Source organism: Hominimerdicola aceti, assembly GCF_025567495.1.
In the GTDB taxonomy this organism is placed as follows: Bacteria; Bacillota; Clostridia; order Oscillospirales; family Ruminococcaceae; genus Hominimerdicola; species Hominimerdicola aceti.
Map to the genome: position 1 here is coordinate 93,546 of NZ_JAOQJZ010000004.1, position 25,434 is coordinate 118,979.

Below are 25,434 nucleotides of genomic sequence, written 5' to 3' on the forward strand. Positions count from 1 at the left end.
CGTAAATACGCTGTTTATATGTAGGGGCGACCTGAGGTCGCCCGTTGATTTTTTATACACCAACAAAAAAGAGCAAAACCGAAGTTCTGCTCTTTTGTAAACTATTCTGTTAGTCCTATCAGATCGAAATTAGATAGAAGAATGGCTCTTTACATAGTCAACAACAGCGTCAACAGTTGTGTAAGCAAGACCTACGCAAGTGTCAGCACAGCCGTAGTAAATAGCAATTCTGCCTGTCTCAGCGTCGCAAAGTGTTGCGCATGGGAATGTTACGTTCTGAACATCGCCTACGCACTCATAGATCTCTCTTGGGTTGATGAGATACTCGCCGCATCTGTACTTAACTTTCCATGGCTGCTCCTTGTCAAGGATGCAAGCTGAGAAGCTGTATACAAAGCCGTTGCAAGACTCAAGAACACCGTGATAGAAGCAGAGCCAGCCCTCGTCTGTCTCTATTGGAATAGGACCTGCACCGATCTTCTTGGACTCCCAGCCCTTGAGAGGTCCCATAACGTGTCTGTGCTCGCCCCAGTACTTCATGTCAGGTGACTGTGAAATGTACATATCACCGAATGGTGTGTGACCTGAGTCAGAAGGTCTTGAGAACATTACATACTTGCCGTCGATCTTTCTTGGGAAGAGTACGCCGTTTCTGTTGAATGGGAGGAATGCGTTCTCGCACTGATAGAATGTCTTGAAATCATATGTATAGCCTACGCCGATAGTTGGCTTCCAGCCGTATGCATTACACCATGTTACCCAATATCTGTCTTCGATGAAGCATACTCTTGGGTCATAGCCGTAGCCCCACTGATTTACTTCTTCTGTAGACTTTTCAGCCTGCTCGAACATAATTCTTGTTGGGTTGATGTTCCAATGAATACCGTCCTCAGAGAAACCAGCATGGAGAGCCATGTTTCTTTCCTTATCGTCAACACGGAATACGCCTGCGAACTTGCCCTCGAAAGGAACTACCGCACTGTTGAAGATAGAGTTTGATGTAGGAAGAAGATTTCTAGGAATGATAGGGTTTCTGTTATCTCTCCAGATCACTTCATTGCAGTCAGCCGGCTTATCCTGCCAAGGCATATTTGGGATAGCCTGTCCGTTGATTACTTTAACGCTCATGTTAAAATCCACCTTTCATAATATAAAAAATACTGAGGCTGACCGTCAGGTCATGCCCTTGTTTTTATTCCTCCCTCGAATAGAAATGCGAAACTTTTCCCGCTTATTCAAGGCGATATCATTCGGCTTACCTTATCGGTAAAATGCCGCTGTTATTATTAAAACACACTTTCAGAAAAATTTCAAGCCCCTATTTTTGCTGAAAACGTTTAAAATTTATATGTAAACGTATTCTTCTTAAATTTAACATTTTATTAACAGTTTGCTTGGTTTCATATTTTTGCATCGCACTAAAAAACTGCGGTTTTCTGTATCTGCAGGCTCAGTTAGTTCTAGCAAAACAAAAAAACGGATCATCAGCAAGCGTTTTGAATGTAAATTATAAAAGTTGCCCATAATGGTCATATTAGCATAAGCATATTCGTGCAAGTTTCTGATTTTTTGCAAGAATAGAAAAAGCACTTGCAAAATCAGTGAAAAGGGTATACAATATAAGTAAGGATATCAGATACGTTCGGCAGAGTGCGGCGAAAGTCGGGATTTGCCGAATTGTTCTGTATAGTAGTGTACTATAATTTATAATTTACAAGTGGAGGACATTGATATGAAACTAACAGAAATGTCTGCAGAGGAACTGGCATCATTCAAAGCAGAAGTCCAGAAAAAATATGACGATTTCAAGGCTCAGGGATTGTCGCTGAACATGGCAAGAGGAAAGCCGTCTGCTGAGCAGCTCGACCTGACAGAGGGTCTGCTCACAGCAGTAAAGAGCAGCGAGGATTGTTTTGCTGAGGACGGCACAGATTGCAGAAACTACGGTGGTCTTGACGGTCTGCCTGAGGCTAAGGCACTTTTTGCTCCTATGCTCGGCGTAACACCTGATGAGCTTATCATTTGCGGAAACTCAAGCCTTAACATCATGTATGACACTATCGCAAAGTTCATGCTTTTCGGCACAGGCGACGGTGAAAAGCCTTGGAAGGATACAAAAGTCAAGTGGCTCTGCCCTGTTCCTGGATATGACAGACATTTTCTTATAACAGAAAAAATGGGCTTTGAGCTTGTAAACATTCCAATGGACAAAAACGGTCCTGACATGGATATGGTAGAAAAGCTCGTTGCTGAGGACGATACTATCAAGGGTATATGGTGTGTGCCAATGTATGCTAACCCTACAGGCACAACATACTCTGACGAGGTAGTAAAGCGTCTTGCAGCCATGACAACAAAGGCTAAGGATTTCAAGATATTCTGGGATAACGCATATTGTATCCACCACCTTTCTGATACACCTGACACACTGCTCAACATTCTTGACGAGTGTGAAAAGGCAGGCAACCCTGACAGAGTTTATATGCTCGCCTCTACATCAAAGGTAACATTCCCTGGCGCAGGCGTTGCAATGATAGCGTCATCTGAAAAGAACATCAAGTACCTCAAATCCATGATGACAGTTCAGACTATCGGTTATGACAAGATAAATCAGCTCCGCCATGTTAAGTTCTTCGGCACATATGAAAACCTTATGGAGCATATGAAGAAGCACAGGGCTATAATCGAGCCTAAGTTCAAGATAGTTCTTGACACTCTCGAAAAGGAGATAGCACCTCTGGGAATCGGAAGCTGGGAGAAGCCAAACGGCGGTTACTTTATAAGCTTCAACGCTCTTAACGGCTGTGCAAAGAGAATTTGTCAGCTTTGCAAAGAGGCAGGCGTAGTCCTCACAGGTGCAGGTGCAACATACCCTTACGGAAAGGACCCTGACGATTCAAACATCAGAATTGCTCCTACATTCCCGCCTGAGAACGAGCTTAAAGTTGCAGCCGACGTGTTCGCTACAGCAGTTAAGCTTGCAAGTGCAGAAAAGCTTCTTGCAGAATAATTCAACTAAGTCAAGATAACAATACTCTCTATATAAAAAAGCGATGACCTTGCAAAAGGCACATCGCTTTTTTTGTTTGCCTATAAAGCAAAAGCGGTATCGACCTCCTAAAAGGTCATACCGCCCGCTATGGTAAGGAAATTAAAATGGGAATAAAGCTTATTCTTTTACAGCTCCAGAAACAAGTCCGCTGTAAATGTACTTTTGCAGTAAGAGGAATATAATAAGAGTCGGAATGATACAAATTACGATTCCCGCAAAAACTACCTCCCACTGTACAGAAGTGGCGTTCATAAGATTGTAAAGCACAGTTGAGATAACAACGTGGTCATCATCAGGCATATAAAGCTTTGGAGTGTAGAAATCGTTGTAGATACCAACGAACTTGATGATAAGCACTGTTGCTATTGCAGGCTTAAGGTTAGGGAGAATTATGCTGAAATAAACCCTTGGATAAGAAGCGCCGTCCATAATAGCACTTTCGTCCAGGGAATATGATATCTGCCCCAAAAACTGAATGAAAATATAGATAGAAATAATATCAGTACCGATATTCAAAATGATAGGTGCAAGCATAGATCTGTAAAGACCAAGCTTGTAAACTATCTGGAATACCGTTACCTGCATTGTGATATTAGGCAGAAGCGTTGCAATAAGGAACGCTGTCTTTACTGTTCTTGAAAAATAGGTGTTGAAGCGCTGAACGACATAAGCCGTCATCGTACCTGTTATTATCGAACCAACGCAGGATACAACAATGATTATAGCCGTGTTTTTGAATGCAAGAAGAATGTTCTGTGTAAAAAACGCTGTCTTGAAGTTCTCCCACTGAGGCACTTCCGGAAGAGTGAACACCGTGGTGTTTGAAAGCTCTTTGTAAGTTTTCAGCGAGCCTATGAGCACAACAAGTATCGGTACTATTACTATAAGACAGCAGAGTATAAGAAAAGCATACTTGAAAATGTTCAGTACCCTTGAGCCGATATAAAGCGGCTTTGAATCTTTGTTTTCATTCTGTGCCATTATTTCACAGCCCCCTTTCTGCTCCTTTTGTTCTCCTTAGGGGTCTTGTCGTCCTCACGGAAGAAGTATTTTTGTATAAACGTTACGATTATCGTTATGATAAGCAGCACGATACCCATTGCCGAAGCAAGACCCACCTTTTTCAGCGAGAACGCCGTGTTGATAGTCTTGATAACGAATGTGGTAGTGCCCATCATGCCCTTTGTTGTGATATATGGTATCTCGAATACTGAGATAGCACCCTTTACAGCAAGGATAAGCTGCAATGAGATGATAGGCTTTATGCTTGGAAATACGATATATCTGAAATTCTGCCATGGGTTAGCACCGTCAAGGTCAGCCGCCTCGTAAAGGTCAGGGCTAATAGACTGGATAGCACCGATATACATGATGATATCAAAGCCTATGTATTTCCATATGGAAATGAACACCAAGCAGCAGTTTGCAAGAAACGGCCTGTCAACATCGAACCACAGTATCGGGTCAAGGCCCAGTGTGGTAAGGATAGTGTTGAGCGTTCCGTCAGGGGTAAGACCCTTTTGACCTTTGAGGAAAAATCTTTGGAATATGATAGATACCGCAACGCCGTTCATAAGATAAGGGAAGAAAAGTATTCCCTTGAAAAGTCCCTTTGCTCTTATCTTTGAGCAGAGGATAGACGCCAGCAGCAAAGCCAGTGCCTGCTGAATGAATGAACCAACAAGATAATAAAGGCTGTTCTTGAAAGTTTCAAGATAGTCCTTGTCGGTGAATATCGTTACATAATTTGAAAAGCCTGCATATGTAGGGTTAGTGCCGTATGGGTCTCTGTTCTGAAAACTGAATATGACCATATCCAGAGCAGGGATAAAGGTAAACGTTACAAGCAGGATTATCGGCAGTGCAAGAAACAGTATAGAAGTATAGAACTTTTTACCCGCATAAGTCTTTGACCACTGTGCAATGCCTTTTCTATTGCCGTTTTGCATTTGAGGTCCTCCTGAACACAATTATCAGGCACAGGAACAATGCCTGTACCTGATAAGGGATTTATCTTAAGTCTTAGCCGAGAACTTTATCTCTTGCAGCAGCCCACTTCTTGTTTACATCAGCGATGATCTCGTTGAAACCGTCGTCGCCCTTGCCTGCGAATGCTGCCTCAGCAAGCTTGATCTTGAAGTTGTCCTCGTCGCCCTGCCATACGCCAACGCCTGACTCCTTGTCGATCTCGTCGAACTTACCAACGAGGTCATCCGGAGCAACAGCCTTTTCAAAGAATACAGCGTCCTTGAAGCCAGACAGCATGCTTGGAAGCTCCTTGTTCTGAACTGTTGAGATCATACCCTCCTGCTCAGAGAAACCTGAATCAGAGATGAACCACTCAACATATGCCTTTGCAAGATCCTGATTCTTGGAGTTTGCACTTACGCCGAGAGTATAGTCAGGACCTTCCTCTGCGTATACCTTTCCGTCAGCCGCTGTGACAGGAACAGGCATATAACCGATATCGTCAGGGTTCTCAGCCTGTTCCATGAACTGTGAAACTGCCCATGAACCCATTACCATTGTAGCGATCTTGCCCTCACCGAACCATACCTTTGATGATTCCCACTCTGTGTTAGCGTGGTCTTCTTCAAGAAGGTCAGGCTTTGAGAACAGATCATACATCAGCTTGTATACTTCATAATAGCCGTTGCCCTCTACAAAGAGGTCGCTCTTATCCTGAAGAAGCTTGTTTTCAGCTTCAGCACCGCCTGCTGCTGAAAGAACAAGGTTCTGCCACTGAGTAATAGTCCAGCTTGCGTCCTTGAAGTTTGTGTAGTAAGGGATAGCGTCTGTGTTATCCTTGATGAGCTGAAGATCTGCAAGGAACTCGTCAGGAGTCTTAGGAGTTTCTGTTATACCAGCCTGCTCCCATATCTTCTTGTTGTAAAGAACACCTGTAGCTGTTCCGCCTACTGCAAGTCCGTAAACATTGCCGTCAGCCGTCATCTTCTTGTCTGACCAGCGATATGTGTCCTTGAACTCGTCATAAGTTCCGAGAGATACGAAATATGTAGGAAGTTCCTCAAGCTTAAGGCTTGAAGGGATACAAAGAACATCGCCGTAATCATCTGTACCCATTCTTGTTGCTACATCTGTATCGTAGTCCTTGTATGCAGTGTATTCAACTGTGCAGTTGTAAGCTTCCTCAAACTTGTCTGTGAGAGCGTCGAGCTTGCCGTCCTCTTTTCTGTCAGTTCTGTTCGTAAGAACTTCCAGTTTTGCACCCTTTGCGTCGAATGAGTCTTTGATATCAGCCTGCGATACTTCAGGTGTAACAGCCTTGCTGCTTGAATCTGTAGAGCTTCCGCAGCCTGTGAACGCACTCATTGTTCCCATTGACAAAACCAGTGCCATTGCACCGGCACATATCTTCTTTGCTTTCATACTTGATAACCTCCGAATTAGCTTAATTTTATTAAGTAAATTAATTTGTCTTCAATGACAATATTAAGTATACAGCCTAAATAAAATTAAGTCAATATCTTTTTAGAAATTAATATCTTTTTAATCTCAATTTTGTAAACAAACATAAACTTTAAGACCTGAATTTTAGCAATATGCACAAAAAAGTGGCGACAGTCTTAACAAAGACTGTCGCCAAGATCAGACAACCGACACAACCAACGGGGTCATGTCGCAAACAATAGAAAATCATAGATTAGAAAGGTGCACTTAATAAGTACAGGTATATTATAACTTAAAATTACCTATTTGTCAATAGCAAAATAAAAAAAGATCAGCAACCGCCATGCTGATCCTTTTGTTATATTCGCTAATAAACACCTATATTCTCTTTACAGAGTCCTTTATAACGAGGTCGCCCTCGATAGTTCTTATCCTCGGCTTGCCGTCAGGTTCTTCCATTCTATCCATAAGCGTCATTACCGCAAGGTCTGCCATATAATCTGCGTCAACGTTTATAGTCGTGATAGTCGGGTCTGAAACTTCGGAGATCAAATAGTTATCATATCCCACAATGGAAATATCCTCAGGCACGTTATATCCCATGCCACGGAGCTGTCTTATTGCACGGTAAGCCACCTCGTCGCAGTTGCACACGAAAGCCGTTGGCATATCGTCCTCAGGGAAAGTCATAGTGATAAAATCACGCTTGTAACGATCGTCGATACGCCACTTTTCGTTGACCTCATAGCCATGCTCTATCATAGCCTTTACATAGCCCATATATCTGTCAAAAATACTCGTTGTGGCAAATTTACTTCCTATGTATCCTATCTTCTTGTGACCCATTTTTATAAGATATGAAGTAAGCTTGTAGCCTCCGCTGTAGCCATTTGTCACAACAGCGTCCAAGTCTAAGGACGGCACATAATAATCAAGCAGTACAAGATCTTTCACATTGTCATTAAGAAGCTTTGCATAATTCTTTGAAAGCTGTCCCAGTGAAATAAGTGCTGAAACCTGCTTGTCCTCGATACAATGCGGGAGCATGAGCCTGTCCTCGTCCTCCTGATCTAAATTTTCCATTATGCAGAACATATTCTCTTTTTTGAGCCTTGTTACAAGAGCGTTATACAATGCCCAATAAAATGAACCGTTAGGATTGATGAATTTTGATGGGATAAGCACACCGATAGTATTTCCTCCCCTGTTCTGAGTGCTTTTCACGCCCACATAACCCATTTCGTCAGCGACCTGCTTTATCTTCTCTCTGAGAGCATCGCTAACTCCGCTTTTTCCTGCAAGGGCTTTTGACACAGTGACATTACTTGTGTCACAGGCTTTGGCTATATCTATAAGTGTAACTGCTTTCTTCAAAATTCTCACCGCTTTTTCTTCTTAATGAACTCCTTAAAATAAACTCTGATAACATTCTCATTCAATTATATCATTTTATGACATAAAGTCAATAGAATATTGCAAAATCTCACATTTACACAAAAACGCAGACCAAAATCAGTTGATAATGCTCTCAACAGGAGCGTTATCCCTCTCTCTTTGCAGTCTTTTTCGCTCAATGAGTTTTCTTATTATAGTGCAGATGAGCAGAGTCGCTGATATGACAGCAACACCTATTATAGGATAAAATCTCCACATATATTCCTTATCCATATTCTGCAAAGACTGATCTACAGCCGAATTGCTCAGCTTGTCCTGTATTCTTTTTATAAGATATCCGCCCGCTTTAAGAAACGATATCATGCCCCCAAGGCTAAGTATAAAGGAAACGATATATTTTTTGAAAAACGCAAACAATATTCCTGCAAACATGACAACAACGCCTGCCGCCATTGCCCACAACACCCACTTTGGCGGAACGGGCTCTATATACTTGCCCATGATGCCCACGATGGTTACACCTCCGTAGAAAAATCCCGAATACGCAAACGGCACTATCATAAGAAGCTTCAAAATAAGATAATAAACAGGCTCACCGTTCGGTTTTGTGCGTTTCGCCTTTTTCATCATCTTTTTCGCCGAGCGGCTCTGCCTTTCTCTGGCTTCCTCACGCTCTCTCTGTTCTTCAAGCTCCTCTTCTTTTCTGAGCCTGTCCTGCTTTTCTTTCTGTGCTTTAAGTCTGTCTTTTTTTGACATAATGTACCTCTTTTATGTATTAAAATATTATCGTATCATAGTGTTCTCATCAGATATTTTATTATATCATAGTATGCCACGAAATTCAACACATACAAATGAAATTTTCTTCCTTTGCACTGTTAAGAAGGCAGAATAAAATTGAAAAAGGCTTTCCAAGACAAATAATACTTATGCCGACGGCTGAATTAAATTTCTCAGCAGGTCAACAATAAAAGCGAAAAGAAAAACAGAAAGGAACGTGAAAAAATGTCGTCATTTTTCAAAAAAACAGCCTGCGTCACAGGGATAATACTGCTGGGGCTGTTTGGTCTTATAGGATTTTATTCCACAACGCTCCCCGATTTCTACCTTGTTTCAAAGGGCAGCGAGCTTAGCGTGAACTCCTTTTTCACCATATCCTCAAAGCCCTGCGAAAGCAAGGTGACAGTGGCGGTGTCAGGCGGTTCGTCAGGAGCATCACGATACACCAAAAATATGCTCATGCTTTTTGGTGCAGTGCCAGTCAAGGAGGTTGAATCAAAGACAATGGAAAGACCAATGCTTTATCCCTGTGGACAGCCATTCGGCATAAAGCTTCTCACAGAGGGAGTAATGGTAGTCGATCTGCAAAAGGTGGATTCTTCAAGCCCTGCCAAAGATTGCGGTATCAGAGAGGGCGATGTTATAGTATCTATCGACGGAGAAAAAGTCAAAAGCAACGCAGACGTTGCAAAGATAATAAGAAGCTCAAACGGTGAAGCCTGCTCAGTGCGCATAAAGCGTGGAAGCAACGACCTGACCTTCAAGCTTTGCCCACGCCTTGAGAGCGGAAGCTACAAAGCGGGAATGTGGGTGCGTGACTCCTCCGCAGGCATAGGCACTCTCACATTCTATGACCCTGAAAACGGAACTTTCGGAGGCCTTGGTCACCCCGTATGTGACGCAGACACAAAAGAACCCCTCCCCCTCTCCGCAGGCACAGTTGGCGAAATAAACCTCACAGGCTTCAACAAGTCACGCTCAGGCTGTCCGGGACAGCTTTTAGGCGAGTTTGCAAACTCCGCCTCCACAGGTGATATCCTGAAAAACTGCGAAAGCGGCGTGTTCGGCACACTGAATGCAAATCCTTGTCCAAATGCAAAAGAGTTTCCTCTCGGCTTCCGTCAGGAAATACACCCCGGCAAAGCCAAAATACTCTCCTCTATTGACAATGACGGGCCAAAAGAATATGAGATATCTATCGAGCAGATAAATCTCTCAGATTCTGCCGAGCATGACCTTGTTATCAAAGTAACTGACAAGACGCTTCTTGAAAAAACAGGGGGCATTTTGCAGGGCATGAGCGGCTCGCCTATCATTCAGGACGGAAGACTCGTGGGCGCAGTGACCCATGTTTTTATCGAGGACACCGCCAAAGGCTACGGTATCTTCGCTGACGAAATGTATTCAAAGACCTCAGAGCTTGCCGAAAGCACCATAGAAAACGCAGGTTAGCGACCTTTGCCGATCGCTGTCGATTTATGAAAAGGCTTTGCATAGAGAAAAATATCATCTGCAGTCGAACAATGCTTAATTATCTTGTTTTGGCATATTCACGCACTGATATTTGTACACTTTGCATTAATAAGTCGATAATTTGTTGACGATTTTTCTAAAAAACTATTGCATTTAACAAATAAATGTGTTATCATTTATCTTGTGAAAGGGAGTTAAAACAAACGCTCTCAAACAAAAATGACAGATTATACGACGGAGGAAATGACAATGACAAACAAGATCAAAATTCTTATTGGCGACGATTCGGCACAGTACGGGGTAGCATGTGCTTCCTCACTGAGAGCAATGGGCTTTTTCGTGATAACACGTCCCAAGGACGGACTTACTATCTATGACGCTATCAAAAACGAACAGCCGGACGTTGTTATCGCAGACGCAGTGATGCCGAGCCTTGACGCAATCGAGCTTATCAGAAAGATACAGAACTCGTCCTATCAGAAACCGCTTTTTATAATCACAAGCGCCTATGAGAACTCATTTATAGAAACACAGGTCATGAACGCAGGAGCATCATATTTCATGCTCAAACCATTCGACATAAAGATACTTGGCGAGAGGATAAAGTCCATGCTGGATATCGACACCGATATATCCTCCGACTCAAGCTATACGAAAAACAAGCAGAGCATAAACCTTGAGATAATCGTCACAGACATAATCCATCAGATAGGCGTCCCTGCCCACATCAAGGGCTATCACTATCTCAGGGAAGCTATCATACAGTCCGTGAACGACAAGGAAATGCTTGAAAGCGTTACAAAGCTATTATATCCTGCAGTGGCAAAAAAATTCGCAACTACGCCCTCCAGAGTGGAAAGAGCCATACGCCATGCCATTGAGATAGCATGGGACAGAGGAGATATCGACACCCTCAACAGCTTCTTCGGCTACACAATAAACACAGGCAAGGGCAAGCCCACAAACAGCGAATTTATCGCACTTATCGCAGACAAAATAAGCCTTAAATTCAAGACCACCTTGGCGGTCTAGGGGTCATAAGTCATATATGCAAAAAGAGCAGAACGCATTTTCACGTTCTGCTCTTTTGTTACTTGTTGATAAATGTAGGGGCGAACAGTGTTCCTCCGTCTTTGTTCGCCTGCTAAATTTGCAATAAGACAAACTTTTTCGCTTTGGGTGTGACGTTGCATTTCCGAACACAGGCGACCTCAGGTCGCCCCTACACACAAAATACAAAAAAAGAGGGCGAAAATGATCCGCCCTCTGCATTTTCATATTATCACAGCTTTATCTCTTCGCTGTTCTTTTCGTCCTTGCTGTTGTCATGCTCTATCCTGTCACGGTGAGTTTCAAGAGGAGCTGAATCCTTTACGCCCTCAGTGGCTTCTGGTATAAAGCAGGTCTTTACCGTCATAAAGAATATTCTAAGATCAAGCATAAGCGACTGATGCTCTATGTACATAAGGTCAAGCTTCAGCTTGTCATAAGGCGTAGTGTTATACTTTCCCATTACCTGCGCATAGCCCGTAAGTCCAGCCTTGACTTTCAGCCTGTATTTGAACTCAGGCATTGTTTTTTCATACTTCTGCGCGATCTCAGGTCTCTCAGGTCTAGGCCCTACAAACGACATATCGCCCTTTAGTATGTTTATAAGCTGCGGAAGCTCGTCTATCCTTACTTTTCTTATAAACTTTCCTATAGGAGTGATACGGCTGTCATTTTTCTTTGCAAGGGTCGCACCGCTTTTCTTTTCAGCGTCAACTATCATGCTTCTGAACTTGTATACCTTGAACACCCTGCCCCCTGTTGTGAGCCTTTTCTGAGAATAAAGCACAGGACCGCCATCATAAGCCTTTATTGCAATAGCTGTCACTAGCATAAACGGTGACGCCACCACCAATGCGGCAGCCGACAGCACAATGTCAAGTATCCTCTTTACCGCACGCTGTTCCCAGCGCAAGCCGTCATTTCTCGCCAGCAAAAGGGGCGTATCGAAAAGGTGGAAATCCTCCGCACCCCTTACGATAATATCTGACAGCTTAGGGTTTATATAAGTCCTGATAGAATTTTCAAAAGTAAATTTCAAAAGCTTGTTTCTCAGGTCATTTGGGATATCTGAGATTATAACAGCCTCGTGTTTTAATATCTCACGCTCGATATCCTCAAGGCTCTCCTCACAGCTTATAGAAGCGCATATCCTGTATTTGTCATTTCTCACGCTCATTTTTGAAACAAGGTACTTAGCGTTCTTGTTTCCATAAACGATTATCATTCGCCGTGGAGGGTATACCGCCTGATATATCCAAGTGAAAACATAGCTCCACGCAAAGGCTATGACCACCTGAATTACCGTCATAACAAGTATGGGCGCTATGTTGAGCCTGCCTCGTCCGATAAGAGAAACGAGTATAAATTCTATAAAATTCGCACCCAGCACACCCAGCACCTGCGAGCCAAAAAGCCCCGTGAATTTATCATATCCAAGACGGAAGCCGTTAAAGGTCTTTGCCATGGATATATAGAGCACCGCATAGATAGCCACCATAAGAATGTTACCATTATGCCAGAACGGGTCACGCATCGCCTTGTTGTAAAAGTTGTTCCAAACCGTGTCGAAGCACTTCATAAAGGCACAGATTATAACAAGTGCGCTGAGATAGTTAAGTATCTTTTTGAACTGATCTCTGTTATTCAACAAAAAACCGCCTTTCTCTGCTGTTTTTGTTATCTGCTCAATGAGTAAAGTATAGCATACTTTTCGCCAATAATCAAGCATTACACACAATTTTCACCGTCTGCCACCTTTTTCAGCCTGATTTTTCAAGATAATACCTGTATCTCCGTTCGATATAGCTTTAAACTATGACAGACCATAAAATAAAAATTATTGATTTACTAGGAATTTTGTGTTATAATATACTTTGCAGAAAAATAAAAAATATATTTTTATATAGATAACAGGAAAGAGGAAAATAAATGAAGACCTGCGAGCTTTTCAAGAAAAAGACAACATTATCCTTTGAGGTGTTCCCACCAAAGAGTTCAACGCCTGTTGAGAGCATATACAGCACCATATCACAGCTCCAGCCACTTAATCCTGATTTTATCAGCGTAACATACGGAGCAGGCGGAAGCACGAACAATGCAACTATCGACATATGCTCGGCTATAAAAAATCACCACAAGATAGAGTCGGTGGCACATCTTCCATGCCTTTATCAGACAAAGGAACGAGTATTAGAGCAGCTTGAAGAGATGAAATCTGCGAACATCGAGAACATACTTGCTTTGAGAGGTGACAGAAACCCTGATTTTGAGCCGGCAGGTGATTTTTACTACGCTTCCGACCTTGTATCTTTCATAAAAGAACACAGCGACATGAACGTGATAGGCGCATGCTATCCTGAATGTCACCCGGAGTGCGACAGCATAGTAGATGATATAAAGCACCTGAAGGATAAAGTAGACGCAGGCTGTTCACAGCTTATCACCCAGCTTTTCTTTGACAACAGCACATTTTACGATTTCAGAGAAAAAACAGCCATAGCAGGGATAAACGTGCCTATTGAAGCAGGAATAATGCCTGTGACCAACAAAAAGCAGATACTTAGAATGACAACTCTTTGTCATGCGACCCTGCCGAAGAAGTTTCTAAAGATAATGGACAAATACGAGAACGACCCAATAGCAATGAGAGATGCAGGCATAGCCTATGCAGTATCGCAGATAGTAGATCTCATCGCCAATGATGTAGACGGAATACACCTTTACACCATGAACAATCCATATATAGCAGAGAAAATATGTGAAGCGGTGAAGTCGCTTTTCTGATCTACACAAACGCAAGCAGGCGGAGAATTGATCTCCGCCTGCTTTTTTGTTTTCCGCACAGACCAACTGTAGGGGCGAACAGTGTTCGCCCGTTTCATTTTTTCACGATCCTACTGATTATTACATTGTATAAACACTGCACCCAAATGTAGGGGATAGTTTATTGTGCCGCAAAATCACTTCGCTCTTTGGTTTTTTCACTCGTATAAGAAAACACAAAGCGGGTCAGAGCTTTACACTCCGACACCGCTTTATTATAGCTTATTATTCATATCTCAAAGCGTCGATAGGATTGAGCTTCGCCGCCTTTATGGACGGAATAAGTCCAAATACTATTCCAACTACCATTGAAAATACCACCGACACTACTATTGACGCCGAGGATATCGCCACAGGCACTTCCGCTACCTTCGCTATTACCTGCGAAAGCCCTATGCCCGTCAGCACACCGATTATTCCGCCTATGCTCGTAAGCACTGCCGCTTCTGTCAAAAACTGTGCAAGAATTCTCTTTTTCCTTGCTCCCAGTGCTTTTTTCAGTCCTATCTCTCTCGTTCTCTCTGTTACCGACACGAGCATAATGTTCATTACGCCTATACCGCCTACCAGCAGAGAGATGCTTGCTATCCATATAAGCATCTTATTAGTCGATGAACTCAGATCCTGCAATGACTTCGCCTGCTCCAACAGGCTATCGCTCTTGTATTCCACAGAAGCGCTGGTTTCCTTACTTCCGCCCTTTACAGCCGAAACGTTCTCGTTAAGAATATCCGCCGACTTTTTGCCCGCATTCGTCATCGAGTCCGTGTCCACAGCCTTTACGATACAGTTTTCTGGTTCGTCATAGCGGAAAACTATCCCCCAATCGTTTGTGGGGATAAAGACAAGTCCGCTTGATGTCTGATTGTATGTGTAGTAGTCCTCCACTGAGCTTATAACAGGCTCAAAGTTTGAATTTTTCACAGCCACGCCTATTACAGTGAACGGCTCGCCACTTATATCTATTACCTTTCCCACAGGGCTTTCACCCTGGAAAAGACCCTCTGCAAGCGTCTTGTCTACCACTGCCACCTTGTCAAATTTGGTAAAGTTTCTCTCCGCAAAGCCCTTTCCCTCAACTATCTCGTATCCAACAGTATCAAAATAATCCTTGTCTACTCCATATATAGTTGACGAATCCATTTTGTTGTTAAGATAAAACAGATTGTCAGGATTGTTTCTTGTGCGGTAAAAAGTGCTTGACTCCACCTCTTTAAGCTCGTTGATACGTTTTTTAGTGTCCGGTGTGAACATTGCCACATTAGACGGTGGCGCTTCATAAGAAAAGTCGCAAACAGTGTCGCCATTTGAAAGCTGGATCTTCACAGTGTTGTTTCCTGCGCCGATAAGATTGTTCTTTATCTGCTCATTTGTACCCTTGATAGTGGAAACTATAGCAATGATAGCCGCAATACCGATAATGATACCAAGCATAGTAAGAAACGAGCGTATCTTATGTGAAAGTATTCCCTTAAATGAAAGTCTGATATTTTCTATCATATTATCCGCCCCCTTTTAATACTCAGGATAAAGGACTTTGTCGGTCTCCTTTGTCCTTACGCCCTCTTTGACGTCCTTGCCGTATGGGAAGCATATCTTATCTTTCATAGAAAGTCCGCCCTTGACCTCGATATTAGTGCCATACATTATCTTGCCTGTTTTTATGTAGCTTTTCACAAGTCTGCCGTCCTTGTCTGCTTTCATTATATAGTAGTTTCCGTTTTCCTGCCTTACATAATGTATAGGCAGATAAACGCTGTCACTGGTCGTGGTGTCATTCACAAATGAAACGCCTACCCAGTCGCCCACGTTGAAATCCGTGCTGTCGTTGAGCCTAGCTTCTATAGTGTAGGTGGAACTGTTAGGATTGTCACCCCAGTTGTTTGTCGAGTATGACGTAGGCTCGCTGCTTATCTTTGTTATCTCAGCGTCAATGCTCATTCCCGTGTTGTATGAGTTCACCATAACAGTGTTTCCCACAGCCGCTCTGTCAAGATTAAGCTCGCCCACACTAAAAGTAACGGAAACTCCGCCCTCGCCCTCGATTATTGCGAAAACGTCATCATCAGAGCTGTCACCACTGTAGTCCGTGCTGCTGTCTGTAATGTCCATATCGTCTTTGTCGTCACCATCGTCCGAATTATCGCCCTCTGCGGCAGCGTCGCCTACAGTGCCTATCTTTTTAACGACTCCGTCGATATTAGCCACTACCTTGCCGTCTGTCTTTTTCTTCAAAGCGTCATTGTAGTCAAGCTTTGCAGACTTAAGGTTAAGCTTTAAGCTCTTTATCTCGTCCTCTTTTTCTGAAATCATTTTCTTTATCTCTGCACGGCTGTACGTATAGTCCTCAGAGCCTGAATTTGTACCGTCCGTCTGTGACGGGTCAGCAGGAGTGACATCTATGCCGGCGTCATTATCATCATAATCACCGTTATCAGGTATATCCGCATCACCGCCATTGTCGATATCATCAGTATGATCGCTATCGTCAGCACTGTCATCACTGCGGTCTGAGCCTGCAGGCACAACGATAGAGAACTTGCCGAACTGCTCCACAGAAGTGTCAAGAGAAAGCGTACCGCTTTCCTTATCCTCAGTTATCCCCTGCGAAACTGTCCAGTCTGCAAGAGCCTTTTTGCCCATTGTTTCATGGTTGACTATCCACTTGTATATAAAGTTTGAGTTATCATCATAAACGCAAAGCTCCGCATAAGCCCCCGCTGTCTTTATCCTTTCAAGAAACGCTCTGGATACCTTTGTGTTCCTGTTGCAGTTTATAATGTAAGGATCTTCCTTTGTGCCTGCATTTTTCGTCTGGAAAACAGCCTTTACAACGTCCACAGTTTCCACAGGCTCAGGAGTTGGCTCAGGATCTGGAGTTGGCTCTGGGTCTGGTTCCGGCTCTGGGTCTGGTTCCGGCTCTGGATCGTCAGGCTCTTGCGGAGCGTCCTCAGAAGGCTTTAAAAGCTTGTATTTAGCAAGCTCCTTTTCAGCCATTTTGATGTTCTGCTCGCAGACCTTTACCTGATTTTCTTTCTGTGAAAGCTCCAGCTCCACCACCGTCATGTCATATTCAAGTATAGTGTCGCCCTTTTTCACAGTGTCGCCCTTTTTTACAAACACCTTTTTAACAAGCTTCTCGTTGTCAAGAGTAATTCTCTGAGCATTGGCAGAAACTATCTGCCCGTCCATGTTCGCTGAGCTGTCCCACTCGTAACTATCCGCAGTTTCCGCCATAAGGTCAACAGGAACTACCGACACAACAGTTTTCTTGTCCTGATTTTTCTTATATTTCATTGCTCCCGCATATCCGCCTCCGCCAAGGATAGCTATGCACAGGAGTGTTATTATTACCTTTTTCATTCCTGCTCACCTGCCTTTTCTCCATGAAGCTCGCCATCACGGATATACATTATCCTCTTTGCACATCTTGCAATGTCAGGCTCGTGTGTTATCATAACGATAGTAACACCGTCGTCATTAAGCTCCTTGAAAAGCTCCATTACCTGATCGCCCGACTTTGTGTCAAGAGCGCCTGTGGGTTCGTCTGCAAGAAGAAGCTTTGGATTGTTGACTATCGCCCTTGCAATAGCCACCCTCTGCTTCTGACCGCCTGAAAGCTGAGTAGGCTTGAACATCATTCTCTGTGCAAGCCCCACCTTTTCAAGAGCCGCCTTTGCTCTCTGACGTCTTTCTCTTTTGCCTACCCCCGCATAAAGCAGCGGAAGCTCCACATTTTCAAGTGCTGATTGTCTAGGGAGCAGATTAAAGTTCTGAAACACAAAACCTATCTTCTTGTTTCTTATCTCCGAAAGCTTCCTATCCTTTGCCTGCATAATGTCACAGCCGTCAAAAACAAAGCTACCCTTTGTCTGCTTGTCAAGACAGCCTATAATGTTCATAAGCGTAGACTTTCCCGAGCCTGACGGACCCATTATCGCCACATATTCCCCCTCTGAAACCTCAAGGGAAATATCCTTAAGCACAGGCACAGCTTCCTTGCCCTGCAAATAATCCTTGTAGATATTTTTCAGTTCAAATACCATTGCAAGCCCTCCTTATTCAGCGAAAGCTGCGTCAGCATCAGCAGCGTCGGCATTCTCACCGTCTGCATTTTCTGCATTTTCCTCTTCACCGTAAAGCTTGTTGAAGTATTCTTCTATCTCCTCGTCCGTCATGCTTGCGAGCATATCCTCGTCTATAGCCATGCCGTCCTCATCACTTCCGTCAAAAGCGATGTCCTCGTCACCGCCCTCGGTATCACCGTCACTGTTGTCGTCCGTGCCAAGGTCATTAGGTGGAACAGACACGTCAGCCTCATTTGTGGTAGCCGTCATGCCCTCCTCGATAGACTTGTCAGGATATGCGATATAATCACCCTTTTCAAGACCTGATTTTATCTCGCAGTCACCGTTATCCTCGTCCTTCTGACCTATCTCAACATATCTCTTTTCTATCTTTCCGTCCTTGTCCTTAGCCCAAACGTAGTTCTTCTTGCCATCCTTGCAGATAAAGTCGGAATAGAGCCATATGCCCGTCTTGTTTATAGAAGTGTCCTGTCCGTTGTCTATCTCAATAAGAACGTGCTGACCGAGCATAAGTCCGTCAAAGTTCTCAGGCTTAACATAGAAAGCATAGTTTGAAGACTGGCTCATCTCATCGCTTGAACCGAAGCTGTATATATCATCACCAGAATTTTTCTGCGGACTTGTGTCAACAGAAGTTATCTCGCCCTTCCAAGTGGAATCATCAAGCCTTGACTTTACGATAACAGAAGCTCCCTGCATGATATCTTTGCTGTTCTGCTCGTTGAATCTGCCCTTTATTCTGTAGTCGCCCTCTTCTGTTATCTGCATTATAACGTCGCCGCCGTCCTGCTGAAGCTTGTCCACCGTCTTGACGTTCTTTACAGTTCCGTCGATAGAAGCGGTGACGTATGCGTTCTTTGTGGAAGCCTCCAGCTTTTTGATCTCAACGTTTTTAGCCTTTATATCATATTCGTTCTTGGCATTGTCGCTCTGCAAAGAAAGGATCTGGGTCGTGTATGACACAGCAGCGTCCTGATCGGCGTTTTTCTTTTCCTTTTCAAGCTCAGCTATCTGGCTCTTGTTTGAAGCTATCTCGTTCTGGAGCCTCTCCACCTCGAGCTTAGCCTGCTCAAGCTGAAGATTTATAGCCTCAACGTCATATGTAAGAAGCTTGTCACCCTTTTTAACAGAGTCACCGTTCTTAACAAGTATCTCGGCCACCGTCTTTGAGCTGTCATACTTTACGTCCACAGACTCCTGTGCCTCAACAACGCCCAAGAACGAGCGATTAGAAAGCTTGAAGTCCGACGCAGTGTTAAGTGACGATACCTTCTGCACATATACCTTCTGTGAGCTTTTTGAGCCTCCCTTGCCGGTCTTTTTCCATACGAAAAAGCCTCCCACACATACTGTGCAGACGATAACAAGCACTATTATAACAGTGCATATCCTTTTTTTCGTGGTCATTGCAATACCTCCGTTTATGATTTTTTCCAAAACAGCATAAAAAAATCCGCCTGACAGCAGCCAGACGGATAATACAGCCCCACCTTTCCCATAAGGGTATAGCATGAGCGTATTATTCTTTGTTATCTTGCTGTCCTGTTGTCTTTTGTTCTTATCTGTTTTTATGTATACATTATACCATAAAAAGAATACAAGTCAATAAAAAAAGACGTTGTTTTAAGAAGCTCATAAGAATTTCCCTCATCTATAAAGACGTGCAATAACAAAAAAAGTTGCAAACAAAAAAAATTTCTCGTACTATCCCGCAGAGGCACCTGATGTTTTTAAACACTCTCGGTGCAAACAGCATTCACCAATACAGATTGTAACAAATCACCCCAACAAAAAAAGGGCAGCCCACGCCGCCCTAATATGTATTATTTTTTCTTAGCCATAAGCCCTATCATTATAAGCACTACCACCGCACCGCCGCCGATACAGCCGAAAAGCACCCAATCGGTCTCAGTGTTCTGGGTGGAGTTTTTCTGCGCCTTGATAACCTCCTGCTCCGCCATAGCCTCCGCCGCAGAGCTTTCCGTCACAATGGAGCTGTCCTCCGTCTGAGGGCTGTCCGCATACACCGCCCACGGTATTATCATCATAAGCGACATCACAGCCGCTCCAAGCCCCGACAAAAGCTTTCTTGTCCTCATATAAAAAGACCTCCTCCGATACGCCATTTATCAACAGCAAAGCTTTATCACAGAGCTGCTCAAAGTTTTCCTCATTCAATTATACACATTTTCCAATAAAATTACAAGCAGAATTTTGTACAAATCATACATTCGTTTACACAACAATATACACAACACCTCACGAATTACAAATAAATCGCTGTAAATTTTGATTTATCAGTTTATTAATTGTGTATTGTCACAAAAATATATAGCAAAATTCATCAAAAATAGCATTGAAAATCTTGTTCATATGTGATATAATAACGAATAGCAACATACTGTTCACACTTTACTTGTAAGGAGGTCTTTATTTTGGAAGAACGTATGCAAATTATACAGGCAGCAGGCAACAGCAAGATACAGATAGGCGTTATACCGGGTCACTATGCAACTAACCACTCGCATATCAATTATTATGTAGATATAACATCTCTTAAAACTGGTTATAAAATGGCAAAGGAAGCCGCAAAGGCATTGGCAGCCACCTATGTTTCAACACATATCGACACTATCATATGCCTTGAAGGCACAGAGATCATCGGTGCCTTTCTCGCTGAAAGCCTTGGCGAAAGCGGCATAAACAGCGGTGCAGACGTAAATGTAGTAACGCCTGAGCTAAACGCTGTAAATCAGATGATATTCAGAGATAACACTCAGAAGAAGATATGGGGCAAACAGGTGCTTCTGCTTATCGCTTCCGTTTCAACTGGAAAGAGCATAAACAGAGCAATGGACTGTCTGAAATACTATAACGGCAACCTTGTAGGAATAGCTTCCATATTCTCCGCTATCAAAGAGAACAACGGCACTGCTATCCACGCCCTTTTCACAGAAAAGGATCTGCCTGATTACATGACATATACATCATCAGAATGCCCAATGTGCAAATCAGGACAGAAGGTCGACGCTTTGGTAAACAGCTTCGGCTATTCAAAGATATAGCTTGTAACTTCATTCTCCATAAAAATAACGTTAAAGGGACGGAATTTGACTTCCGCCCCTTTTTCTTTTGCCAAAATGCGTAGGGACGACCTGATGTCGTCCACTTTGCTTATCACGCTTTTATGCCAATAAATTATCCAAACAAATGTGAAAATTTCTTTTTAAGCCCAGCCTTGTCAAAACCAAGACCAAGCACTATATAAAGTATCGAGCTTGCAAGCACCTGTATGCAGTAAGCAGGAGTCTGACCGAAAGCCGAAATTATTGCGCTCTTTGAGAAACCGCCTGCCATAAAAATTCCCTCATAAAGACTGTAGCATACCACGCATATAACAAGTGCAGGGATAATGCCGAGAAGATTTCTCACGCAGATTATCTTCTCTGTCTTTCTTGAAAAGCAAAGAGCAGTTATCGCCTTTATAACGATAGTTCCAGGGAGCCATACCACAAATCCCGAAAGTCCGTCTGCAAGACCTGCTCCGATAGCGCCTGCCGCCATTGCATAAGGTGTAGGAAGCATTGAAGCCGCAAGATAAATAAGTCCGTCACCTGCGTGTGTGTAGCCTGCACCCGTAGGAATGTGCAGCCATGCCGTAAGAACATATATCATTGCCGCAAAAAGACCTGTCACGCATATAAGCTGAATATGCTTTGTTGAATTTTTTACCTGAACTGTTGTACTCATTATTATCACTCCAATTTAATTTCTATCCTTATTTTATACCGCCAGACTATGATTTGCAAATGCCTCAGTTTCACACTTTTCCCACCTCAGATTGTATCTTTTGCACAATCCAAAAGTCCTATCCGAACATCACATTTGTGCATCAAAGCAATACCATATCCCACAATAATTTTACAATAACATGACAAAATCAATTATGCACAAAACCAAGCTGTCATATAGGCTTTCTTTTGTGCTATAGGTAGAAGATAAAAAGGCGTAAAAAAAGAGCGGTCATAGTCAAGACCACTCCACTTTGCAAAACATAAATCATCAAATTGTAGGGGACGGCGCCCCCGACGTCCCGATACTTCTTTTCCCATAAATGTTACCGAGAAATCACAAGCCCTAATACCTAGATAACGTAATCATCTATCCTTGCATTTTCCTGATTTACAAGGTCCTGCAAGGTAATGCCGTCAACAACACCATTTATAGCACCGTAAAGCTTTTTCCATACCGTCAGCGTTGCACAGCTGTCCTGACGTGGACAGGTATTTTCTTCCCCCTCCAGACAAGCCACAGGAGCAAGACTTCCCTCTGTGAGCCGAAGTATCATTCCCACAGTGTATTCCGCAGGCGTTTTTGCCAGCTTGTATCCGCCACCTGCACCACGAACGCTCTTTACAAAGCCCGCTCTTGCAAGAATGGATATTATCTGTTCAAGATACTTGTCGCTGATGTCTTGTCTTTCAGCGATCACTTTGATAGGCACATATCCGCTCTGCTCATGTAAAGCAAGGTCAAGCATAAGCCTCAGTGCATATCTTCCCTTTGTGGATATTTTCATCAGCGTCAGATCCTTTCATAAATCCTACAGAAAATCTATGATTAATTATATATCATATTTGTAAAAATGTCAAGCAAAAACCACCGCAAAGGGCGTATTTACAAAAAACTTCTTTTTACCCTCTTTATTTTTCTCAAAAAGTAGTGTATAATACAATTAAGTATACAAGTTCACAGCAAAGAAAATAAAGGGAGGTCAAAAGCTATGAAAAACAAGCTTAAAGTAAATATTTATAACCGTACATACAATCTGCTTTCCGAAGAGTCGCAGGAGTATACCAATAAACTTGCGTTGGTGATAAATGCAAAGATAAAAGGCATGATGAAAGCTATCCCGAGCCTTTCCGTTCAGGACGCCGCAGTGCTGACAGCACTTGATTGTCTTGACGAGCTTAGCAAGGCAAATCAGAATATCGAGAATATCCGCACCCAGATAAAGGACTATGTTGACGACGCAGGCAGAGCAAGAAGTCAAGCTGACGAAGCTCAGAAAGAAATAAGAGAGCTTCAGGCAAAAGTCCATGACCTTGAAGAACAGCTCGAAGCACGCACAGTTGTAAAAAGAGAGCCTGAGGACGAAGTTATAAACGCAAACGAGCTTCTTTCGCAGGAGATAAAGAACGCTATTGAAAGACCTGTCCACCCTAATCAGCCTAACAACGGCAATTTTGTCGGCACAGTGAATTACAGACCCGAGGGAGGAAGCCATTAATGGCTCACAAAGCTGAGATACTTGCCCCCTGCGGTTCTTTTGAAACTCTCGAAGCCGCCCTTAGAAGCGGCTGTGACGCAGTTTATCTCGGGGGAGAGAAATTTTCCGCCAGACAAAATGCCGCCAATTTCACAGATGAACAGCTAAAAGAAGCCGTAAGGCTCTGTCACCTGCGAGGTGTAAAGGTCTATCAGGCGATAAACACTGTTGTCTTTGACGAACAGCTCGAAGAGTGCAAAAAAGCCGTCAAGTTTGCCGCAGAAATTGGCGTTGACGGACTTATCACACAAGACCTGACCCTTGTGAAAATATGCCGTGAATGTTGCCCCGACCTTGAATATCACGCCTCCACCCAAATGACCATCCACAGCGAAAGCGGTGTGAAAATGGCTAAAAACCTCGGTTTTTCAAGAGCCGTCCTGTCAAGAGAGCTTCCCGAGCATACCATAAAAGACCTCACCGCCCTCGGCATCGAAACAGAGGTCTTTGTACACGGCGCACTTTGTATGTCCGTGTCAGGTCAGTGCTATATGAGCGCTCTTATAGGCTCACGAAGCGCAAACCGCGGCCTTTGCGCACAAGCGTGCAGACTTCCCGCGCAAGGAGATAAGATAACAAAGGGGCAGGAGCGTTACGCCCTCTCTCTGAAAGATATGTCCTATGTTGATAAGCTCCAAAGGCTCGAAAATGACGGAGTTTCCTCTCTTAAAATAGAGGGCAGAATGAAGCGCCCCGAATATGTTGCGGCGGCAGTGAACTGCTGTAAAAATTCTCTCGAAAACAAGCCTTATGACCTGAAAGCCCTTGAAGCGGTCTTTTCCCGCGGGGGCTTTACAGACGGCTATTACAATGGCAGATTAGGCAGAGAAATGTTCGGCACTAGGCAGAAAGAGGACGTTTCCGCCACCGCCAGAATTCTTCCCGAGCTTCATGAGCTTTACCGCAGATGTGAAAAGCGCACAAAAGCCTTTTTCACCATAAAGCTTCAGGAAAGTTCTCCGGCGGAGCTTTCTCTCCGTGACAGCGAGGGAAACACCGTGACCGTTTACGGCGATATACCACAAAAAGCCTTGAAAAAGGCCTGCGACAGCGACTATGTAAAAAAACAGCTCTCCAAGCTTGGGGACACCATATATGAGTTCGGAGGACTTGAAGCCGCCATAGGCAAAGACCTTGCCTATCCAGCTTCCGCACTTAATGACCTAAGACGGCAGGCGGTAGAAAAGCTTGACCAGAAGCGTATAGACTTTTTCACCCATACCGCCGATTTTACCGACAAAGCACTTGCCGATCTTCCTACCCTGCCAAAAGCCTATGAACACAAAAAGATCCGCATAATGCTCTCAAAACTTTCTCAGCTTGAGGGTGTTGACCTTGACAAAGCAGAGCTTGTGGGCGTGCCAATAGAGATAGCGTCAGAAGCGGTAAAGATCGTGTCAGACAAAAGCAAGCTTATGATAATAATGCCACGCTTCACATTCGACGAGAAAGCCCTATGTGAAAAGCTTTCAGCCGCAAAAGAAGCAGGCATAACAAAAATGCTCGCCATGAATATCGGTCACTGCCTTATTGCGAATGACCTTGGCTTTGAGCTTCACGCAGGCTATTCATTCAATCTCTGCAACTCACCCGCATTGGACGAGGTAAAAAAACTTGGTGCAAAAGACTGCACAGTGTCCTTTGAACTTAAAGCGTCGCAGATAGAAAAGTTAAAGAAGCCCATTGAGATAGGCTTTGTGGCATACGGCAGACTTCCCCTTATGCTCACTGCAAACTGTCCTATAAGAAACGATATAGGCTGTAAAAACTGCAAGGGCAAGCTTTTTGACCGCACAGGCAGAGAGTTTCCGGTGAGATGTCCAAAGGGCAGAAATTGCGCAGAGATACTAAATTCCGATATTTTGTACCTTGCAGACAAGCTGACGGATTTTGACAATGCCGACTATATGGAGCTTCACTTCTATGAGGAGAATGCCCACAGGATAAACGAAATAATAAAAGCCTACAGTGGCGAAAGGGGTGCAAAACCCGAAAACGCCACCAATGGCCTATACTACAGAGGAGTTTTATAA

21 protein-coding genes are annotated in these 25,434 nt (G+C 43.6%); 7 read left to right on the forward strand and 14 right to left on the reverse strand.

Annotated elements, in window-relative coordinates:
• Positions 1–129 precede the first annotated feature (129 nt).
• Positions 130–1,128: a glycoside hydrolase family 130 protein gene (locus OCV57_RS05470; protein ID WP_022288676.1), complete on the reverse strand. Its 999-nt coding sequence runs from the start codon at positions 1,126–1,128 to the stop codon at positions 130–132.
• Positions 1,129–1,732: 604 nt separating this feature from the next.
• Here OCV57_RS05470 and OCV57_RS05475 point away from each other — a divergent pair.
• The gene (locus OCV57_RS05475) at positions 1,733–3,010 is read left to right on the forward strand and encodes an aspartate aminotransferase type Ic (RefSeq protein ID WP_267300725.1); all 1,278 of its coding nucleotides are present in this window, start codon (positions 1,733–1,735) and stop codon (positions 3,008–3,010) included.
• A gap of 159 nt (positions 3,011–3,169) precedes the next feature.
• Here the strand turns inward: OCV57_RS05475 and OCV57_RS05480 are convergent, their stop codons facing one another.
• From OCV57_RS05480 to OCV57_RS05500, 5 genes are all read right to left on the reverse strand, one after another.
• The gene (locus OCV57_RS05480; RefSeq protein ID WP_081855888.1) at positions 3,170–4,033 is read right to left on the reverse strand and encodes a carbohydrate ABC transporter permease; all 864 of its coding nucleotides are present in this window, start codon (positions 4,031–4,033) and stop codon (positions 3,170–3,172) included.
• Entirely contained in the window at positions 4,033–5,001 is a 969-nt protein-coding gene (locus tag OCV57_RS05485) for a carbohydrate ABC transporter permease (RefSeq protein WP_022288679.1), read from the reverse strand. Before OCV57_RS05485 ends, OCV57_RS05480 begins: the two co-directional genes overlap by 1 nt.
• A gap of 73 nt (positions 5,002–5,074) precedes the next feature.
• On the reverse strand, positions 5,075–6,442 hold the full coding sequence (locus OCV57_RS05490; protein WP_117865590.1) for an ABC transporter substrate-binding protein: 1,368 nt from the start codon (positions 6,440–6,442) through the stop codon (positions 5,075–5,077).
• 399 nt (positions 6,443–6,841) lie between these two features.
• Positions 6,842–7,837, reverse strand: coding sequence for a LacI family DNA-binding transcriptional regulator (locus OCV57_RS05495; protein WP_046440578.1), 996 nt, complete (start codon positions 7,835–7,837; stop codon positions 6,842–6,844).
• Positions 7,838–7,975: 138 nt separating this feature from the next.
• The gene (locus OCV57_RS05500; RefSeq protein WP_038670282.1) at positions 7,976–8,614 is read right to left on the reverse strand and encodes a hypothetical protein; all 639 of its coding nucleotides are present in this window, start codon (positions 8,612–8,614) and stop codon (positions 7,976–7,978) included.
• A gap of 249 nt (positions 8,615–8,863) precedes the next feature.
• On the opposite strand from OCV57_RS05500, the gene spoIVB reads away from it, so the two are divergent.
• Positions 8,864–10,090 carry a SpoIVB peptidase gene (gene spoIVB, locus OCV57_RS05505; RefSeq protein WP_267300727.1) on the forward strand — a complete coding sequence of 409 codons (1,227 nt, stop codon included), beginning with the start codon at positions 8,864–8,866 and terminating at the stop codon, positions 10,088–10,090.
• 270 nt (positions 10,091–10,360) lie between these two features.
• Entirely contained in the window at positions 10,361–11,143 is a 783-nt protein-coding gene (spo0A, locus tag OCV57_RS05510; protein WP_267300728.1) for a sporulation transcription factor Spo0A, read from the forward strand.
• Between the two features lie 250 nt (positions 11,144–11,393).
• Here the strand turns inward: spo0A and OCV57_RS05515 are convergent, their stop codons facing one another.
• Positions 11,394–12,809, reverse strand: a complete 1,416-nt coding sequence (locus OCV57_RS05515) for a sugar transferase (protein WP_267300729.1) — start codon at positions 12,807–12,809, stop codon at positions 11,394–11,396.
• Between the two features lie 281 nt (positions 12,810–13,090).
• Here OCV57_RS05515 and metF point away from each other — a divergent pair, with 281 nt between their 5' ends.
• Positions 13,091–13,945 carry a methylenetetrahydrofolate reductase [NAD(P)H] gene (gene metF, locus OCV57_RS05520; RefSeq protein WP_267300730.1) on the forward strand — a complete coding sequence of 285 codons (855 nt, stop codon included), beginning with the start codon at positions 13,091–13,093 and terminating at the stop codon, positions 13,943–13,945.
• A 264-nt stretch (positions 13,946–14,209) separates the two neighbouring features.
• Here metF and OCV57_RS05525 read toward each other — a convergent pair whose 3' ends face one another.
• The 5 genes from OCV57_RS05525 to OCV57_RS05545 form a co-directional block, all read right to left on the reverse strand.
• The gene (locus OCV57_RS05525) at positions 14,210–15,484 is read right to left on the reverse strand and encodes an ABC transporter permease (RefSeq protein WP_038670279.1); all 1,275 of its coding nucleotides are present in this window, start codon (positions 15,482–15,484) and stop codon (positions 14,210–14,212) included.
• A gap of 15 nt (positions 15,485–15,499) precedes the next feature.
• Complete coding sequence (locus OCV57_RS05530; RefSeq protein WP_256319816.1) at positions 15,500–17,347, reverse strand: biotin/lipoyl-binding protein; 1,848 nt, start codon at positions 17,345–17,347, stop codon at positions 15,500–15,502.
• Positions 17,344–18,030 (reverse strand): ABC transporter ATP-binding protein, encoded by a 687-nt coding sequence (locus OCV57_RS05535; RefSeq protein WP_022288690.1) that lies wholly within the window; start codon positions 18,028–18,030, stop codon positions 17,344–17,346. Before OCV57_RS05535 ends, OCV57_RS05530 begins: the two co-directional genes overlap by 4 nt.
• 12 nt (positions 18,031–18,042) lie before the next feature.
• Positions 18,043–19,479: an efflux RND transporter periplasmic adaptor subunit gene (locus tag OCV57_RS05540; RefSeq protein WP_046440585.1), complete on the reverse strand. Its 1,437-nt coding sequence runs from the start codon at positions 19,477–19,479 to the stop codon at positions 18,043–18,045.
• Positions 19,480–19,895: 416 nt separating this feature from the next.
• The gene (locus OCV57_RS05545; protein ID WP_256321681.1) at positions 19,896–20,171 is read right to left on the reverse strand and encodes a hypothetical protein; all 276 of its coding nucleotides are present in this window, start codon (positions 20,169–20,171) and stop codon (positions 19,896–19,898) included.
• 336 nt (positions 20,172–20,507) lie between these two features.
• Here OCV57_RS05545 and OCV57_RS05550 point away from each other — a divergent pair, with 336 nt between their 5' ends.
• The gene (locus OCV57_RS05550; RefSeq protein WP_022288693.1) at positions 20,508–21,137 is read left to right on the forward strand and encodes a phosphoribosyltransferase; all 630 of its coding nucleotides are present in this window, start codon (positions 20,508–20,510) and stop codon (positions 21,135–21,137) included.
• Between the two features lie 133 nt (positions 21,138–21,270).
• Here OCV57_RS05550 and OCV57_RS05555 read toward each other — a convergent pair whose 3' ends face one another.
• Complete coding sequence (locus OCV57_RS05555) at positions 21,271–21,822, reverse strand: TIGR04002 family protein (RefSeq protein ID WP_051706220.1); 552 nt, start codon at positions 21,820–21,822, stop codon at positions 21,271–21,273.
• Between the two features lie 394 nt (positions 21,823–22,216).
• Entirely contained in the window at positions 22,217–22,651 is a 435-nt protein-coding gene (locus OCV57_RS05560) for an RrF2 family transcriptional regulator (protein ID WP_046440590.1), read from the reverse strand.
• Between the two features lie 204 nt (positions 22,652–22,855).
• Between OCV57_RS05560 and zapA the strand changes: the two genes are divergently transcribed.
• Entirely contained in the window at positions 22,856–23,362 is a 507-nt protein-coding gene (gene zapA, locus OCV57_RS05565; RefSeq protein ID WP_117904745.1) for a cell division protein ZapA, read from the forward strand.
• Positions 23,362–25,434 carry a U32 family peptidase gene (locus tag OCV57_RS05570; protein ID WP_267300731.1) on the forward strand — a complete coding sequence of 691 codons (2,073 nt, stop codon included), beginning with the start codon at positions 23,362–23,364 and terminating at the stop codon, positions 25,432–25,434. The genes zapA and OCV57_RS05570 overlap by 1 nt, the downstream gene beginning before the upstream one ends.

What these genes read in the sequence shown, in the direction of transcription:
- OCV57_RS05555 (WP_051706220.1), bottom strand. Translation starts at nt 21,822, where the DNA reads ATGAGTACAACAGTTCAGGTAAAAAATTCAACAAAGCATATTCAGCTT.
- metF (WP_267300730.1), top strand. Translation starts at nt 13,091, where the DNA reads ATGAAGACCTGCGAGCTTTTCAAGAAAAAGACAACATTATCCTTTGAG.
- OCV57_RS05485 (WP_022288679.1), bottom strand. Translation starts at nt 5,001, where the DNA reads ATGCAAAACGGCAATAGAAAAGGCATTGCACAGTGGTCAAAGACTTAT.
- OCV57_RS05470 (WP_022288676.1), bottom strand. Translation starts at nt 1,128, where the DNA reads ATGAGCGTTAAAGTAATCAACGGACAGGCTATCCCAAATATGCCTTGG.
- OCV57_RS05545 (WP_256321681.1), bottom strand. Translation starts at nt 20,171, where the DNA reads ATGAGGACAAGAAAGCTTTTGTCGGGGCTTGGAGCGGCTGTGATGTCG.
- OCV57_RS05475 (WP_267300725.1), top strand. Translation starts at nt 1,733, where the DNA reads ATGAAACTAACAGAAATGTCTGCAGAGGAACTGGCATCATTCAAAGCA.
- OCV57_RS05480 (WP_081855888.1), bottom strand. Translation starts at nt 4,033, where the DNA reads ATGGCACAGAATGAAAACAAAGATTCAAAGCCGCTTTATATCGGCTCA.
- OCV57_RS05500 (WP_038670282.1), bottom strand. Translation starts at nt 8,614, where the DNA reads ATGTCAAAAAAAGACAGACTTAAAGCACAGAAAGAAAAGCAGGACAGG.
- OCV57_RS05540 (WP_046440585.1), bottom strand. Translation starts at nt 19,479, where the DNA reads ATGACCACGAAAAAAAGGATATGCACTGTTATAATAGTGCTTGTTATC.
- spo0A (WP_267300728.1), top strand. Translation starts at nt 10,361, where the DNA reads ATGACAAACAAGATCAAAATTCTTATTGGCGACGATTCGGCACAGTAC.
- OCV57_RS05490 (WP_117865590.1), bottom strand. Translation starts at nt 6,442, where the DNA reads ATGAAAGCAAAGAAGATATGTGCCGGTGCAATGGCACTGGTTTTGTCA.
- OCV57_RS05560 (WP_046440590.1), bottom strand. Translation starts at nt 22,651, where the DNA reads ATGAAAATATCCACAAAGGGAAGATATGCACTGAGGCTTATGCTTGAC.
- OCV57_RS05535 (WP_022288690.1), bottom strand. Translation starts at nt 18,030, where the DNA reads ATGGTATTTGAACTGAAAAATATCTACAAGGATTATTTGCAGGGCAAG.
- spoIVB (WP_267300727.1), top strand. Translation starts at nt 8,864, where the DNA reads ATGTCGTCATTTTTCAAAAAAACAGCCTGCGTCACAGGGATAATACTG.
- zapA (WP_117904745.1), top strand. Translation starts at nt 22,856, where the DNA reads ATGAAAAACAAGCTTAAAGTAAATATTTATAACCGTACATACAATCTG.
- OCV57_RS05530 (WP_256319816.1), bottom strand. Translation starts at nt 17,347, where the DNA reads ATGAAAAAGGTAATAATAACACTCCTGTGCATAGCTATCCTTGGCGGA.
- OCV57_RS05525 (WP_038670279.1), bottom strand. Translation starts at nt 15,484, where the DNA reads ATGATAGAAAATATCAGACTTTCATTTAAGGGAATACTTTCACATAAG.
- OCV57_RS05570 (WP_267300731.1), top strand. Translation starts at nt 23,362, where the DNA reads ATGGCTCACAAAGCTGAGATACTTGCCCCCTGCGGTTCTTTTGAAACT.